The organism is Fictibacillus sp. UD, from assembly GCF_043558025.1.
Lineage (GTDB): Bacteria > Bacillota > Bacilli > Bacillales > Fictibacillaceae > Fictibacillus.
In genome coordinates, this window is sequence record NZ_JARUHH010000008.1 from 51,909 (window position 1) to 67,961 (window position 16,053).

The 16,053-nt window shown below is 41.8% G+C and carries 16 protein-coding genes; 2 read left to right on the top strand and 14 right to left on the bottom strand.

Features of this window, described 5'->3' with window-relative positions:
• Positions 1-26: 26 nt before the first annotated feature.
• Positions 27-812, bottom strand: coding sequence for a 2-keto-4-pentenoate hydratase (locus P8610_RS13730; RefSeq protein ID WP_394604857.1), 786 nt, complete (start codon positions 810-812; stop codon positions 27-29).
• A 267-nt stretch (positions 813-1,079) separates the two neighbouring features.
• On the opposite strand from P8610_RS13730, the gene P8610_RS13735 reads away from it, so the two are divergent.
• Positions 1,080-1,256: a hypothetical protein gene (locus tag P8610_RS13735; protein WP_394604858.1), complete on the top strand. Its 177-nt coding sequence runs from the start codon at positions 1,080-1,082 to the stop codon at positions 1,254-1,256.
• Here the strand turns inward: P8610_RS13735 and P8610_RS13740 are convergent.
• The 9 genes from P8610_RS13740 to P8610_RS13780 all read right to left on the bottom strand — a co-directional run bounded on the left by P8610_RS13740 (position 1,224) and on the right by P8610_RS13780 (position 10,238).
• Complete coding sequence (locus P8610_RS13740) at positions 1,224-2,693, bottom strand: aldehyde dehydrogenase (RefSeq protein WP_394604859.1); 1,470 nt, start codon at positions 2,691-2,693, stop codon at positions 1,224-1,226. The two genes, P8610_RS13735 and P8610_RS13740, sit on opposite strands and share 33 nt — an antisense overlap.
• A gap of 3 nt (positions 2,694-2,696) precedes the next feature.
• Positions 2,697-3,167, bottom strand: coding sequence for a RidA family protein (locus P8610_RS13745; protein ID WP_394604860.1), 471 nt, complete (start codon positions 3,165-3,167; stop codon positions 2,697-2,699).
• Positions 3,139-4,185, bottom strand: a complete 1,047-nt coding sequence (locus tag P8610_RS13750; RefSeq protein WP_394604861.1) for an amidohydrolase family protein — start codon at positions 4,183-4,185, stop codon at positions 3,139-3,141. The genes P8610_RS13745 and P8610_RS13750 overlap by 29 nt, the downstream gene beginning before the upstream one ends.
• Positions 4,173-4,712 carry a 3-hydroxyanthranilate 3,4-dioxygenase gene (gene nbaC / locus P8610_RS13755; RefSeq protein ID WP_289496653.1) on the bottom strand — a complete coding sequence of 180 codons (540 nt, stop codon included), beginning with the start codon at positions 4,710-4,712 and terminating at the stop codon, positions 4,173-4,175. The genes P8610_RS13750 and nbaC overlap by 13 nt, the downstream gene beginning before the upstream one ends.
• Positions 4,713-4,727: 15 nt before the next feature.
• Positions 4,728-6,215: a 4-hydroxyphenylacetate 3-hydroxylase family protein gene (locus tag P8610_RS13760; protein WP_394604862.1), complete on the bottom strand. Its 1,488-nt coding sequence runs from the start codon at positions 6,213-6,215 to the stop codon at positions 4,728-4,730.
• Between the two features lie 369 nt (positions 6,216-6,584).
• Entirely contained in the window at positions 6,585-7,868 is a 1,284-nt protein-coding gene (locus P8610_RS13765; protein ID WP_198770144.1) for a TRAP transporter large permease, read from the bottom strand.
• Positions 7,865-8,416: a TRAP transporter small permease gene (locus P8610_RS13770; RefSeq protein ID WP_394604863.1), complete on the bottom strand. Its 552-nt coding sequence runs from the start codon at positions 8,414-8,416 to the stop codon at positions 7,865-7,867. The genes P8610_RS13765 and P8610_RS13770 overlap by 4 nt, the downstream gene beginning before the upstream one ends.
• Before the next feature lie 23 nt (positions 8,417-8,439).
• Positions 8,440-9,456 (bottom strand): TRAP transporter substrate-binding protein, encoded by a 1,017-nt coding sequence (locus P8610_RS13775; RefSeq protein ID WP_394604864.1) that lies wholly within the window; start codon positions 9,454-9,456, stop codon positions 8,440-8,442.
• A gap of 32 nt (positions 9,457-9,488) precedes the next feature.
• Positions 9,489-10,238 carry an IclR family transcriptional regulator gene (locus tag P8610_RS13780; protein ID WP_198770146.1) on the bottom strand — a complete coding sequence of 250 codons (750 nt, stop codon included), beginning with the start codon at positions 10,236-10,238 and terminating at the stop codon, positions 9,489-9,491.
• Positions 10,239-10,624: 386 nt separating this feature from the next.
• On the opposite strand from P8610_RS13780, the gene P8610_RS13785 reads away from it, so the two are divergent.
• The gene (locus P8610_RS13785; protein WP_394604865.1) at positions 10,625-11,770 is read left to right on the top strand and encodes a histidine kinase N-terminal domain-containing protein; all 1,146 of its coding nucleotides are present in this window, start codon (positions 10,625-10,627) and stop codon (positions 11,768-11,770) included.
• Positions 11,771-11,812: 42 nt separating this feature from the next.
• On the opposite strand, the gene P8610_RS13790 is transcribed toward P8610_RS13785, so the two are convergent.
• From P8610_RS13790 to P8610_RS13805, 4 genes are all read right to left on the bottom strand, one after another.
• Complete coding sequence (locus P8610_RS13790; RefSeq protein ID WP_394604866.1) at positions 11,813-12,679, bottom strand: dimethylarginine dimethylaminohydrolase family protein; 867 nt, start codon at positions 12,677-12,679, stop codon at positions 11,813-11,815.
• A gap of 422 nt (positions 12,680-13,101) precedes the next feature.
• A complete protein-coding gene (nadE, locus tag P8610_RS13795) occupies positions 13,102-13,920 on the bottom strand; it encodes an ammonia-dependent NAD(+) synthetase (RefSeq protein ID WP_394604867.1) in 819 nt (272 codons plus the stop codon).
• A 15-nt stretch (positions 13,921-13,935) separates the two neighbouring features.
• Entirely contained in the window at positions 13,936-14,550 is a 615-nt protein-coding gene (nadD, locus tag P8610_RS13800; protein WP_394604868.1) for a nicotinate (nicotinamide) nucleotide adenylyltransferase, read from the bottom strand.
• 12 nt (positions 14,551-14,562) lie between these two features.
• The gene (locus P8610_RS13805; RefSeq protein WP_394604869.1) at positions 14,563-16,035 is read right to left on the bottom strand and encodes a nicotinate phosphoribosyltransferase; all 1,473 of its coding nucleotides are present in this window, start codon (positions 16,033-16,035) and stop codon (positions 14,563-14,565) included.
• Positions 16,036-16,053: the final 18 nt, after the last annotated feature.

Sequence of the window (16,053 nt, forward strand, 5' to 3'; positions counted from 1 at the left end):
TGTATTAGGTCCTTTCTGCACAGTTTTTAATCTCGAAATGAGATGGTTACTGAACCTAGTTTTCCAAAATAGGCAGTCACTTCATCTCCTGAATCTACGTCGATCGCAGCAGACAGTGCACCTGGCAGAATCAACTCTCCCGCTTTTAATGAAATGTTGTAGTCTGCTAGTTTATTAGCAAGCCATGCTATGGCATGTGCTGGATGTCCAAGAGCTGCAGCTCCGGCACCTGTTGCGGTCACTTCACCATTCTTTAAAAGCGTCATGCTCAGTGTACGCAGATCAATCTGATCCATCTCGTAAAAAGGTTTCCCCACAACTGCTCTAGACGATGAACCGTTGTCAGCGACCGTATCCACAAGCTGAATCTTCCAATCTTCTATCCTGCTATCAATGACTTCAATTGCAGGTACAATCGCTTCTGTTGCCATCAGCACATCCACGTATGTCACATTCGGACCCCGTAAGTCTTCTTTTAAAATAAAGCCGATCTCCGCTTCTGCTTTTGGTTTAATAAAATCTTTTCTGTTTAGCACACAGCCAGAGTCAACCTTCATATGATCAAGCAGATGACCGTAATCAGGCTCATCTACACCAAGCATATTTTGCATCGCCTTACTCGTGAGCCCTACCTTTTTTCCAATCACTACACGACCTTCTTCAAGCTTTCTCTCAACCCACTCAAGCTGAATTTCATATGAATCCTTTACCGACAGTTCTGGGAAACGCTTGGATAATGGCTCTACCGGAGTCAGCTTCTCTTCTGCTTCTAAAAGTTCTTCAGTTAATCTTGAAATCACTTGTTTCTGCATTTTTACTTCCTCCCTTCTTTTTCAAAGAGCAAAACGCGACTGGAGTCCAATCACGTTTCACTAAAATATAACTTTCTTATGTTTCTTTAAAAGCTTTGCTGAATGTGATTTGATGCGTGCTAACCACTTGAATCCTTCTTTCAAGAGATGCGGCGAGAAAGGCTGTTAAAAACATTGCTTGTAGACGCAGGAGCATCTTTGCTCATCTCAAAAGTAGTGTTCTTTTGGTTATTATTCTCATCATATGCAAGTTGATTGGAGCGCAAGGTGCGAGACTCCTGCGGGACAGGCGGGCAGGTGAGACACTTATACGTGAAACGTACGAATGTGGCTCACCGCCTGCCCCGCGGAAAGCGAGTAGCTGGAGCGGAAATCAACTTCTTTCAAGACCATCTGGAGATTAACCACCCTCTAAAGCTTCATCGTTATCGTCTTCGCTTCTGAATAAAACTCAAAGCTGTGTCTTCCGCCTTCACGTCCGATTCCGCTTGCTTTTGAACCACCAAACGGCGTACGCAGATCTCGTATGTACCAGCAGTTGATCCAAAGCAGGCCAGAATCCACAGCAGCCGAAACACGTTGAGCGCGGCGTAAATCGTTCGTCCAAACGACTCCCGCCAACCCGTACTGTGAATCATTTGCAATAGCAATCGCCTCTTCTTCTGTTTTAAAAGGGATGACCACAAGCACCGGCCCGAAGATCTCCTCTTGTGCCACACGCCACTTGTTGTTCACGTCATATAAAACAGTAGGTTCATAGAAGTTTCCGTTTCCAAGACCTTCAACCCGTTTACCCCCGCAAGCGAGTTTGGCTCCTTCTTTAATTCCGATGTCCACATACGTTTCTACCGTCTCCAAGTGACTTTTTGACACGAGTGCACCCATGTCGGTATCTTCCTGAGTAGGGTCACCTACTTTAATCTTTTTCACAGCTTCTACAAACTTGTCCAGAAACTGATCATAGATACTTTCTTGTAAAAGTAGACGTGATCCGGCAAGGCAGATTTCCCCTTGATTTCGATAGATTGCATCAATTGATCCTTTTACTGCTTCATCAAGATCGGCGTCTTCAAAAACGATGTTTGCCGACTTTCCTCCCAACTCGAGTGAAACTGGAATCAAATTTTCAGCAGCGTTCTTCATAATTGTTTTCCCAGTGTTCGATTCACCTACAAACGAGATGCGGCGGACGTTAGGATCAGTCGTCATCGCTGCCCCCATCGTGCTTCCTGGTCCAGTGATAATGTTCAGTACACCTGGCGGAAGGCCTGCTTCATTAGCGATATCCCCAAACATGACAGCAGAAAGCGGTGTGTAAGATGCGGGCTTAACGACAACCGTGTTTCCTGCCGCTAGTGCTGCGGAAGCTTTCCATGTCATCTGCATGAACGGCAGATTCCAAGGGATGATTAGACTTGTAACCCCAGCTGGACTGTATTTGGCGTACGACATGATATTGTGTTTGTCATAATGCTCACTCACCATGTACTTGGACATCTCAGCAAAAAAACGGAAATTGGAGGCCGCTCGCGGAATATCAAACCCACGGCTCTCTTTGATCGGTTTTCCTACGTCGAGTGTCTCTACCATCGCAAGTTCATCCACGTTTTCCATAATAAGATCTGACATTTTACATAAAATATCGGATCGTTCTTCTACAGGCATTTTACTCCAGACGCCGCTATCATAAGCATTTTTGGCAGATTGGATCGCTCGTTTCGCATCTTGTTCACTGCCGTTTGCAATAAGCGCTAACCTCTCGTTTGTTGCTGGATTGATGGATTCAAAGGTTTCACCCGAAAGTGCATCGACATATTCTCCGTCAATGAACAATTTTGCGTTATTCACTTTTACTTGCTGCGCGAGGGTTTCTGCTTTCATGTGTTAGTCCCCCTTCTCTTCTTCCACTTCAACGACCATTTCAATTTCGATCGCCGTTCCACCTGGAAGCTGTGCCATTCCTACTGCTGATCTGGCATGCTTTCCTTTCTCGCCAAAAACATCAACCAAAAGATCTGACGCACCGTTGATCACTTTTGGCTGATCTGTAAAATCCTCCGTGCAATTCACGAATCCAAGAAGTTTTACAATGCGTTTTACTTTATTTAAACTTCCAAGCTCCTTTTGAACGACTGCCAACAAATTCAGCATGGATTGACGAGAAGCGGCATACCCGTCCTCTACGGATAAGTCTGCTCCTAGCTTTCCATGATACTGATCGACACCTTGTCCCGCTGTAAAAAGAAGATTACCCACTCTTACACATCCAACATAGTTCCCTACAGCTTTGCGCACTTCTGGCAGCACGATTCCTAACGCTTCAAGTTTATCCTCCGGTGTTTGAATGACTTGCAACGGCTGCACCCCGCTTTCTTTTACCAAGACTTAAAAATTCAGCAGCGTTTCCGCCAAACATCGCTTTACGCTGTTCATCCGTCAGCTCAAGCGTTTCATCCAGGACTTTTCCGGGATTCACTTCGCGAAGTAAAAACGGATAATCTGAACCCATGAAGATTTTATCTGAACCGAATCGCTCCATCATATAGCGGATGTTCATCGGATCGTAATTTAACGAATCAAAATAAAACTGCTTTGCATAATGACTTGGGGGATGTGTTGTCAGGCGAAGATGCGGCCACACCTGCCATCCTTGATCAAGGCGCGGAATTAAGTAAGGAAACGAACCACCGCCATGAGCAAAACAAATTTTCAGTTTAGGGAATTTTTCCATCATACCGCTCCAGATAAGTGAAGCTGCGGCTAATGCCGTTTCACTCGGCATCCCTATCGTGTACATAAAGTTATGGTTTGGCATACGCTCTTTCCCGAGCGTTTCCCACGGATGAATAAAAAGCGGCACTTCCCACTTTTCCGCCATCTCAAAAAACGGAAGAAAGTCAGGGTGATCCAGATTCTGTCCATTTATATTTGTTCCAATTTCGATTCCATGAAGTCCAAGGTCATTCATACAGCGTTCCATTTCACGGATCGCCGTTTCTGAATCCTGCATGGGAACCGTTCCTAGACCAGCAAAGCGGTCGGGATATTCATTCACGGTTTCGGCTATAAAGTCGTTCTGGATTCTTGCCATCATTTCCGCTTGTTCAGGTGGAGCCCAGTACGAGAATGTAACAGGGATCGGGGATAGCACTTGAATGTCTACCCCTTCACGGTCCATGTCCTGTATTCGTTTTTTCGGATCCCATACTTGGTCAGTTACATCTCTAAAATTTTTCCCGCCTACCATAATGGCTGCGCCGCAAGCACAAGTCCGGTTTAACACCGGCCACCTTTCTCCACCATATTTTTCGGCAAAGTCAGGAAACGACTCTGGAATGATATGTGTGTGAAAGTCAATTCTTAGCACTTCCATTCCTCCACGTTTTCAGGCATTTGATAACCGCAGTCTTTGCATAGACGAACTCGTTCATTCGAGTTAAAGCTGTGGATTGCTTCTTTAACTTGTTTCTCAATATCACTCAATTGCACGGTCACGCGATGCATCTCAGAATCACAACGGTCACAGAACCAAACGAAGTCTTCAAGCTCACCTTGTGCACGTTTTCGCTCGATCACGAGACCATAAGAATTCGCCACACGATGCGGCGAGTGCGGAACCATTGCTGGAAGCATGAACACGTCTCCTTCTTTTACTTCAACCACTTCACGCTTGCCGTGTTTATTAATGACCTCTACATAACAGCTGCCTTTGATCTGATAAAAAAACTCATCAGAAGGATCCACATGAAAATCACGTCTTTTGTTTGGACCGCCTAAGATCATTGCGATAAATTCGGAATCTTGCCAAATTACTTTGTTGTTGACCGGGGGCTTGAGCAAGTCTTTGTTTTCATCAATCCATTTTAATAGGTTAAAAGATTTCAAAGTCGTTGTACTCATTACAATTACCTCCCTTTATTTAGCCAGCTTAGGCTGGTCCTTCACAAATTCATTTGTTACGGATAGTGCTTCATCAACCATAGAGAATTTCGCTTTTCTTTTATAACCGTTATAAAAGATGGCTCGCTTACGGATTGGATCTCCCGTATAATAGCGCTCATATTGTACAAGACGCTGCCCGAAAGCTTCACCGCAAAGATCCCACGCAAGCTTGAACAACTTCACACGTTCAAGTGAGTCAACACCGTCACGGCCTAAATAGTACTTATCAATCTCACTTCGAATTTCCGGAGCGTTAAAGTCATTTCCTGTCGGTGACATGAGCAATCCGCCAGCACCGATAATTTGGATAACCTCGATCGCTCTAGGATACATCTTAGGAAGCATGCCTCGAATGGTCTCAAGCGCTGCCGCATTCGGCATCACTTCACCAGATGCTGTTGTTTCATACTCATATTCAGCTACTCGCAATAATGATCGGATTACTTCCACATTCTGTACGAGTTCACCCAAGTCGTTCTGTACATTCAGATATCCATCAACACCAATAGAGTCTGCTAGTTTACAAGCCACTTCTGTTGCAAAAGCAAGTTTTACATAACCTCTTACACCTGACTGATGAGCAGGCTGCTGTGCAATCCCTGTCTTCGGATACAAGAGGTTAGCTGCTTCAACGTTGTTATAGAGAAATACACGATCCCAAGGCACAAGTACATCGTTAAAGACGAGCAGTGCATCCATCTCTTCAAATCTTGAAGCGAGTGGATGATCAAACTGTGAACGCTTGCCGTCCTGCATCGGTTCACGGCAAATAAGCTTAAGTCCTGGCGTGTCCACAGGCACCGCAAACGCAAGCGCATAACGCTCATCACCAGGTGCGAATCCAGGGAACGAATAGATGATGACTTCATCTGTAATAGGTGCTAATGTTGCAAGCATCTTTGCTCCACGAACAATCAAACCTTCTGGTGTCTCCTCAACCGCTCCAAGATGAGTGAACATATCTTTTTGACCATGTGAGTTTTTGCTTCGGTCGTTCTGCGGGTTAATGATCGCATGTGTTAAAAACAGATCATTGTCTCTTATGTAGTTAAAGTAGTTTTTTATATTTACAGACCACTCAGGATTGTACTGATCAAGGAACCAGCCATTGTGCGCCATGCCTGTTACAACAACGTTTAGAAAATCAGGAGTACGGCCCATCAGTCCAAAAGTAGATTTTGCGTAGATCTCAAACAGCTGGCTGCGCGCCATCAATTCTTCATAGGTTGTCGGATGGAGAAAAGCATTGTTTACACGCTCACCCGTCTCTTTGCAAATATGTGTAATGGAATCTTGATATTGTGGATCGTGCTGCATGTCGTACAATTTAGCGATCTCTTGAATTGGCTGATTAAAAACAGGTTCGTTTACAACATCTGTTACTCTCCTGCCCTCTAACCAAATTTCTGGCGAACGAGATTTTAAAGCTTGTATATATTGAGCACCAGTTCTTATTCCCATACCATATACCTCCTCTATGAATCTTGTTTTAATTTGTTTCAACTATATAAGAAAGCGCTTACAAGTCTCAATGCTGTAATTTCACATTATGAAATTATCTGAAAATTTTATTCGCAGGTGCTATTGGGAGCAGTTGATCTGCGTTTCAGATTGCTCGCTTTCCGCGGGGCGTGCGGTGAGCCCTTTGCCGCTTTGCGCCTTTAAAGGTCTCACCTGACCGCTCGTCCCGCAGGAGTCTCGCATCTTTCACTGCAATCAACTTATCAATGAAGAGAAGGCCAAAAAATTGAGGCCTTAGCGATAAACTTCTAGGGAGAACTTTACAAAAATCCAAAAAAAATAGAGCCTTAATATTAGGCTCTATGATATTTAAAGACCGATCATTCTAGGAATCCAAAGGACCGCATCTTCTAAATATGTGATTAAGAACAAGATGGCGATTGCAATTGCCAAGAACGGCCCTGATGCTCTAACTAGCTTTTCGAAACGCACTTCAGCAATAGATGAAACGATAAACAGCCCTGTTCCAACAGGCGGTGTTAATAAACCAATCGTTAAGTTGATGCAAATGATTACACCAAAGTGTATTGGGTCGATCTCAAACGAGGTCACGAGCGGCATAAAAACGGGAACTAAGATAATTAAAGCTGCAATCCCGTCCAGCAGCATACCGACAAACAACAGCATGACATTGACCAACAGAAGAAAAACGAACGGATTTTCAGAGATGGACAACATGCTGTCTGCAAAAACTTGCGGAAGCTGTTCAAAAGCAATCAGCCATCCAAAAATATTAGCCATTGCGATCAAGAATGTAACCGTTGCAGTACTTACTACAGTGTTAATAAGGATTTGAGGAATCGACGTCCATCTTAGTTCTCGATAAAAGAAAACGCCTACTAAGAATGCGATCACGCAAGCTACCGCCGCAGATTCAGTTGCCGTAAATGCACCAGACAGGATACCAAAGATAATAACAAATGGAACCAAAAGTGCCGGCAATACCTTCACTGTGCTGTTCCACATTTCTTTTCCTGTCGCTCTTTTACTTTTAGGAAAATTGTATTTGTAGCCCATATAAGCAATAACACTTACAAACGCGACTCCGTAAATCAATCCTGGAACAATGCCTGCCATAAACAGTCCGCCGATGGATGTTCCTGACAGCGTCCCGTAAATGATAAAGATCATACTTGGTGGAATAATGGGTGCAATAATAGATGAAGCAAGTGTTAAAGATGATGAAAATTCCCTGGAGTAACCTTCCTTCTCCATCTCAGGAACCATAATTTTACTCATCATAGCAGCTTGTGCGTTTGCAGATCCTAAGATTGAGGCTAAGAACATGTTGGCAACTACAGTCACGTATGCTAATCCTCCACGCACATGACCTACGAACACTTTTGCAAACTTAACAAGACGAGTCGTGATTCCTCCGCCGTTCATCAGTTCTCCGGCAAGCATGAACAGTGGAATGGCAAGCAAACCGAAATTATCAAGACCTGAATACAGTCTCATTGGTGTGGAATCTAATAGAGCCGTGTTCCCGTTCAGAAAAAAATAAACGACTGTAATCATTCCTAAAACAAGTGAAATCGGAATTCCCATTAACAAAAACAGAATAAAAATCCCGATAATAAGAGCAGTTGTCATAGCTCTGCCCCCTTTGTTTTAACAACGTGAACCAATTGAGCCAGTACATGAACACATGCAAACGTTAAGCCGATCGGAACAGCACTATAAGGAATCCACATCGGAAGCAATATAGCTGTGGATTTTTGAAAAGCTACACCGTCTGACAATATCCACGTGTACGTGTACGATAGAATCAAAACTAAAAAGATAATAATGAAAACCTGACTGAACACCGCTATCCACATTTTTACTCGTTGCGGGTAATAATCAAGCAATAGTGTGACAGCAGCCTGGGACCTGTACTTCAACCCCAGACTACCACCGATAAAACTGATCCAAATCAATAGAAATACAGCAACTTCACCTGACCAAGATAATGGTGCGTTCAAAAAGTAGCGAAATGCCACCGAAACGGCGACAATAACTGCTAATGCGAACATGAGAATCGCAGCAAGAAATTTTTCTACCTGGCAAATTCCGTTGCTAAGGCTTTGTATTATGCCGCTTCCCCCATTTATTGGAGGCTTTACACTTTGATTGATATCCCTGTCGTAATTAATCTTCAATTAAACCACACCAATCTCTCAATCTACTTTCTTACTGAATCTATAAATTCTTGAATAAGAGGGTCAGTCGGTCCGTATTTTTTATCAAATTCTTCAATATATGGCTTGAATAGTTCTGGGTCAATATCATAGATTTTCATTCCGTTGTCAGCTAGTTCTTTTCTAAACTCTTCTTCTTGCCCTGAACGTGTTTCAACAGCATAATCTGCTGCAGCTTCTAAAGATTCGCGTACAATCTTCTGATCTTCTTCAGACATGCCTTCAAACGTTTTTTTGTTAACCATTGCGACTGCCGGCCAAACCATATGATTTGTAACCGCTCCATATTTTGCAACTTCATAGTACTTGTTTGTAATCGCTGCATCCAAGTCCATGTCCATTCCGTCGATTACTCCTGTCTGTACAGCTGAGTAAACCTCCGGCAGGGGTAGTCCTTCGGTTGATGCACCCGTAGATTTATAGAAGTCCTGCATTGGCGGACTTGGTGTTACACGAAGTTTTAACCCTTTCATATCTTCAGGTTTTTGAACATCCTTGTCTTTAAACAACATGACGCGCTGACCCGCAAAAAGATAATCCAATCCTGTAATTCCTTGCTCATCCAGTGTTGCTAGAATTTTTTTCGCTGGTTCAGACTGTCTAGCCTTATGTGCTGCTTCCAGGTTTTCAAAAGCATATGGAGCAAACCATGCTGCAAATGAAGGTGAACGAGAGCTTGTGTAAGCAGCTGTTATAAAACCAAAGTCAACAGAACCTGATTCGATTTGCTGCATCATATCCGCTTCACTTCCAAGCTGGGAGGATGGATAGATTTCGAGTTCAATCCTTCCATCTGAACGTTTAGATAACTCTTCTTTAAATTTCTCTGCAGCTTTATGCCACATGTGTGAAGGCGGTGTGATATGCGCTAGTTTGAACTTGTATGTCTTTCCATCAGAAGATGCATCCCCTGAACTTGCGGAATCTTTGGCTCCGCTGCTGCAGGATGTTAAAAGAATCAATGCCAGCAATACAGTCATTACGATTTTTAATTTCTTCATCCCTATCAACTCCCTTGTTTATGTAAGCGTTATCATAAAACACTAATATAACCGAGTTCTTTTGAGATTGACTCTGCTGTTTTAACGACATGATGAATCATTGAAGGCGTATCTTGCCCTAACATATACGAGACTGGTCCTACCATATTAAGTGCAGCGATGATTTGTCCTGTATAAGATTTAATAGGAGCAGCAATTCCATACAACCCCATTTCGTTTTCGTTATTGCTGATGGCATAGCCATTTGTTCGTATAACATCAAGTTCATTCTTTAATTTTTCAACACATGTAATGGTATTAGGAGCGCGGCGAAGCAATCCCCTTGATATGGTCGGCTTAATCATGGAGGGGTTAAAGGCTAGCAATACTTTTCCTGTACTTGTACAATAGGCAGGTTTTGTATCGCCTATAAAAGTGGGGACAGCTACTGAATTTGATGAAGCTACTCTTAGAACGAAGCGAACTTCACCACGATCGAGCATTCCGATATGTACGGTTGTGTTAAACCTTCTGACAAGACCTTCGCACAATGGTAGTGCTTCCGTATTGATGTCTTGCTGATACATGACGTGATTGCTCCATTCGAGCAATTTCCATCCTAATCTATATTTTTTCTGACTGTCTTGAATCAGTATGCCTTCTGAGCAAAGTGTGCGAACTAAGTGATGAACTGTGCTTGCGTTCATGTTAAGTTTTTCGGCAATCTGCAGGTTTCCTAGTGCTGGTTCATCTTTCGTAAAGCAATTTAATATCCTTGAAATTTTTTGAACAGATGAAATCACCAATTCTCCCCCTCAAACGGATACGATTTAGTTGAAGTCAGCTTAGCAACCACCCCTTTCAATATGCGTTCATCGTATTGAAAACGGTCGGCTTGTACAATATCAAAATTTCACAATATGAAATTACAAGAAATATATTTTGAATTATTAGAAAATTATAGAGGATTGTATTCACTCATAAAGAAGAAGTAAGGACTAGAGGTATATGTAAGTTTTCGTGGTCTTCTGTCGATTTACCTCCTATTTTCATAATTTCATGAAAAAAATGTAAACAGCATATGGCAATTCGTCTATATTTCAATTACTATATGTAGTATAAATACTTTTATATATCAAATGATTGATTCATTCTTTCCATGATTTTAATGTTGAAAGAGGTGCGAGAGTTGGACATTACTGAAAGTCTTATCACTTATATGGATGAAAACCTGCCTACCTACTTACAAGACTGGCATCAGAGAGTTGTCATTTCAAATCATGACATACATAAAGAAAAAGTAATTGAAAATGCCCTGCATATGATTGAGCTAGTCAAGTTATCCTTACGCGGACAACTATCCCCTCAAAAAATAATGCACCTCGCACATGAAGTAGCCGTCCAGCGGTTGGAAGCGAAAATCAACATAGGGGAATTTGTTTACAATGTAAATCTGGGCCGCAGTGAGATTGTGCGGTTTGTTACAGGCTCTGGCATATCTATCGAACAGCTTCAGCCTGTCATTGAAACAATTAATTCTCTTTTTGATGAATTTTTGTACCATGCCGTTAAGAAATATACACAGTTAAAAGATGCGGAGATTCAAGAAAAGACGCTGTTCATCGATCAGAGTCATAAAGAGCGTTTGACCATTTTAGGGCAAATGTCATCAAGCTTTGTACATGAATTTAGAAATCCTCTTACAGCTGTTATGGGGTTTGTGAAGCTCATGCAGCAAGAGAATCCGAACATGAAATACATAGATATTATCAGCCATGAATTAACACAGCTAAACTTTCGAATTTCTCAATTTCTTCATGCCTCCAAAAAAGGGGTTCAAGAACGTGAAGCAGAGGATTTTTCATTAGAGGATTTGTTTACTGATATTCTAGACTTTATGTATCCAAGCCTAGTGGATGCAGATGTTACAGTGATTCCGCGTATCGATCCCACGATTACGCTTAAGGCACACAAGGACGAGTTGAAACAAGTTCTGCTCAATCTCATCATGAATTCTATCGATGCGCTGCGACAAAAAAAGCAAAACCGGCGCATCATGATCTTTAGTAAAATGGAAAATGACTCAAATGTTCAGATTACCATTTCAAACAATGGACCTGCTATTCCATCTGAAACTATCAGTACGATCTTTGAGCCTTTTTTTACAACGAAAGAGTTAGGAACAGGTATTGGCCTTTTTGTGTGTAAAAAGATTATCGAGAAGCATAACGGTGCAATCAGCTGTTCGTCAGATGATAACATCACTACTTTTACGATCGTTCTTCCAATTCGCGGAGCTGTTATAGAAGAAGAAATCTCACACTTGGAAATATAAAAGGAACTTGGAATATCCAAGCTCCTTTTTTAATGCAAACTTTTAATGCATCTCTTCACGATACAAGGGCATCGAGCAGCATCTGAACGATCCGCCTGATTTAATGATTTCGGATATATCAACCTCAAGCACGTCAAACCCTCTTTCACGAAGTGCCGCATTTACTTTTTTATTGACGGGTAAGCTTAAGACTTTATTGTTGCCAATCGACAAAACATTTGTCCCCAATGTAAACTGTTCATCTTTCTCTACTTCAATTATATTAAATTTCGCTGCAAGAATTTGATATTCCTTATCATCAAAGGCATCTTTATAAATCAACGCATCTTTTTCAGATAAAATGTTAAATACACAGTCCAAATGTAAATACTTCGGATGAAAAGGTACGGAAACAACATTCATATGAGGCAATTGAGACTGAAGTTCCTTAATCGTCTCTTCAGAAGTTCTTCCGCTCACACCGATAAACACGGTATCTCCATGAACGATGACATCGCCACCTTCAATACGGTCACCTTCAATTAGAGAGAGATTGATCTGGTGTTCCAACAGCCAGTTTCGCAAGACTTTCTCTTCACCATCACGAATGTTGCTTCCCATTCGAGAAACGAACACCGTCTCACCAATGGTAAAACCAATATCACGAGTAAAAACTTGTTCCGGAAACCTTTCTATCGCAGGAAGCTTATAAACGTCAACTCCATTGTTTTTCATCGTCTCTACAAAGAGCTGATGCTGTTTCATCGCACGCTTCATGTTGATATTATCTTTAGCAAAATGCCTCTGAGTTTCATTAATAATTTCATCGATCTTCATGTATCTTGGTTCACATACGATTACCTTTTTCAAAACACCATATTCACTATCACAATTCACGTGTTTGTATTCTCCTTTTATTACGGTAGCCATTTATAATCCTCCATTACGCACATAAGGTATTTATAAGGCTCTTCCCTAAATCAATAGTCCCGTAAACGTTTTTTGCATCTTTCATTAGTTTATTTATATTTTTTCCAAAAATGGCTAAAAGTTATCTTCTTTTTGTTACATTCATGAAAAAACAAAGAACAGCTGACTCAAATTGTTGCGTTTCGCTGTCAGCTGTTCTTTAGTATGTGTATTTTGAAGGGTGTATTAGCTTGTTTGCGCGCAGGTGAGCCAAAGCTGCGCGGAAAAGAGCCTGGGCTGCGCGCAATACAGCGAAATGCGCGCGCAAAAGTGCCGGTACCGCGCGCAACGGACAACTTCCTGCGCGAATGTGTAAAAATTATAAAAACACGTACAGTAAAACCCTTATTTAAACAGGTTTTGATCATCCCGTCCTTACTACCTTACTTCCACCACGTGTCATGCATGCTCGCAGGAAGTTGCCGCTTATGTTCTGTCATGAGATAACGGTCCTCAATTTTCTTGGCTGCCTCTTCAGAAACTTTCTTACCTTCTAAATAATCGTCAAGTTCATCGTACGTAATTCCTAATTCCGTTTCATCCCCTTGCTGAGGTTTTTTATCTAATAGATCAGCAGTTGGCTGCTTTAAGTAAAGTCTCTCAGGTGCTCCTAATTCTTTTAATAACATTTTGCCTTGACGCTTCGTCAACCCTGACAACGGGAGAATATCTGCTCCGCCGTCTCCGTACTTGGTGAAGAAGCCCGTTACCGCTTCAGCAGCATGATCCGTGCCGATCACTAGCAAGTTCGCTTGGCCACCCACAGCATATTGAGTAATCATCCTTACTCTAGCTTTGACGTTACCCTTGTTAAAGTCGGAAAGCTGTCCTGACGTAAAGGTGTCATAGCTTCCTGCAAAAGCATCTACTGTTTTTTGAATATCAAATGTTATACGTTCGTCGGCATTGATAAAAGACATGGCGAGATCTGCATCTTCTGCATCTCTTTGTGTTCCATAAGGCAGGCGAATCGCAACGAACTTTACGATGTGACCTGATTCCCTCAGTTCTTCTATGGCCAACTGAGCTAATCGACCAGCAAGTGTGGAGTCCTGCCCACCGCTAATTCCTAGAACAAATCCCTTAGCTTTAGATTTTATTAAATATTCTTTTATGAACGTCACTCGGTGTTGTATTTCAAATTGCGGTTCAATTTCAGGCTTTGTATTCAGTTCACTTATGATTTTCTGCTGCAATGACATTGCTATCCCCTCCTATCACGTATACAATTCGTGTTTTTTAATATAGTCATAACAAGAGTCCGGCAAAAGGTATCTTGGTTCTCCGCCTTTAGAAAACTCGTCTCGAATATAGGAGCTGCTGATCTCCATAGATAGCCCTTTATCGATCAGGTGAAATTTGGTTCCATCGTCATGGTTTCTAAGGATTGGTGAACGAGAGATGGTCTTCACCATATTAATTTCATCCCTAGCCATCACAATGAATTTGTTGCTAGAGATCAATTCTTCGTCGTACTTCCATTTTCCGTCTGCAATATCTACTAGAAGATCGGCTCCCATAATAAAGTAAACCTCATCTTCTGGATATTTCTTTTTAAAATGTTCCATCGTGTAAAACGTGTATACTTCCCAGGCATCTTGAAGCATCTCATAATCATCTGCTACAAATTTGTCGTTATTATAAATCGCTAATTGCAACATACTCCACCGGTGTTCATCAGAAGTCTTCATGATTTTGTCTTTTCTTTTACTTGAACACGGAAGGAAGATAACTTTATCCAGTTTACAGCGATGTGCAACCGTGCTCGCAGTCCATAAATGAACATTTGTTATGGGGTCAAAAGATGAACCATAGATACCGATCTTAGCCATTTTACTTCCTCCTTATTTTTCACCAATCAACTGCATGACTTTTGTCTGTACATCTTGAATGTTCTTCATCTTGTTATCCCAGCATGCTTGGCTGAGGTCCACTGGATATTCTTCCGGATACATCGTGCGTTTGTACTCATCCCATAACACTTCCAGATTCTCTTTAGCATATTGCTGTATTTCTGTCAGACTAGGAGTTTCATAGACTAAGTTGCCACCTACAAAAATATCCTGATGAAGCTCTTTCGCTTCAAAGTTCGTGACGAATTTACTGATAAACGTGTGAACAGGGTGAAACATTTTTAGTTTCGATTCTTCCTGAGGTGTTTCGCTATCCATCGCGATATAATCACCTTCAGATTTGTTATTAAGTGTATTAATAATTCGATAAACTTTTTTCATACCAGGCGTCGTAACTTTCTCGGGATTGCCGCTGATCTTAATCGTGTCGACCATCTTTCCATGTTCGTCTTCAATCGATACGAGTTTGTAGACCGCACCTAAAGCAGGCTGGTCATACGCGGTAATTAATTTTGTTCCAATACCCCATGAATCTATTTTTGCGCCTTGTGATTTCAAGTTGATAATCGTATTCTCGTCTAAATCGTTTGACGCAATAATCTGGGTATCTGTGAAACCTGCTTCGTCCAGCATCTTTCTAGCTTCTTTAGAGAGGTAAGCCAAATCACCGCTATCTAAACGAATTCCTTTAAAGTTGATTTTATCGCCTAACTCTTGAGCCACTTTTATCGCTGTAGGTACACCAGATCGCAACGTATCATACGTATCTACTAAAAACACACAGTCTTTATGGCGGCGAGCATACTTATGAAAAGCGACATACTCATCACGGTACGTTTGTACAAGTGCATGGGCATGAGTGCCGGCAACTGGTATTCCAAAGAGTTTTCCTGCTCTTACGTTAGACGTTGCTTCAAATCCTCCGATAAAAGCCGCTCTCGTTCCCCAAATCGCTGCATCCATTTCTTGTGCTCTGCGTGTTCCAAATTCCATTGCTCGTTGCTCTCCAACGACTTGTTTGATGCGAGAGGCTTTTGTCGCCACAAGTGTTTGATAATTGACGATGTTCAAGATCGCCGTTTCAATAAGCTGTGCCTCAGCAAGTGGTGCTTCAATTCGTAAAATGGGTTCGTTTGCAAATACAAGCTCTCCCTCCACCATTGAACGCACTGTTCCAGTAAATTTCACTTGCTGCAAATAGTCCAAATAATCTTCTTCATACCCTAGTTCATTCCTTAAATAATCAATATCACTTGCAGTAAACTTAAAGTTTTGCAGATAATCTATGATTCTTTCTAAGCCAGCAAATATAGCATATCCGTTACCAAAAGGAAGCTTGCGGAAAAAAACTTCAAACACCGCTTTTTTATTGTACATATTGTCTTCCCAATACGTTTCTGCCATATTGATCTGGTAAAGGTCTGTGTGAAGCGTTAAGCTATCATCAGCATAATGTGTATTCATCGTTAGGTTACCTCCAAA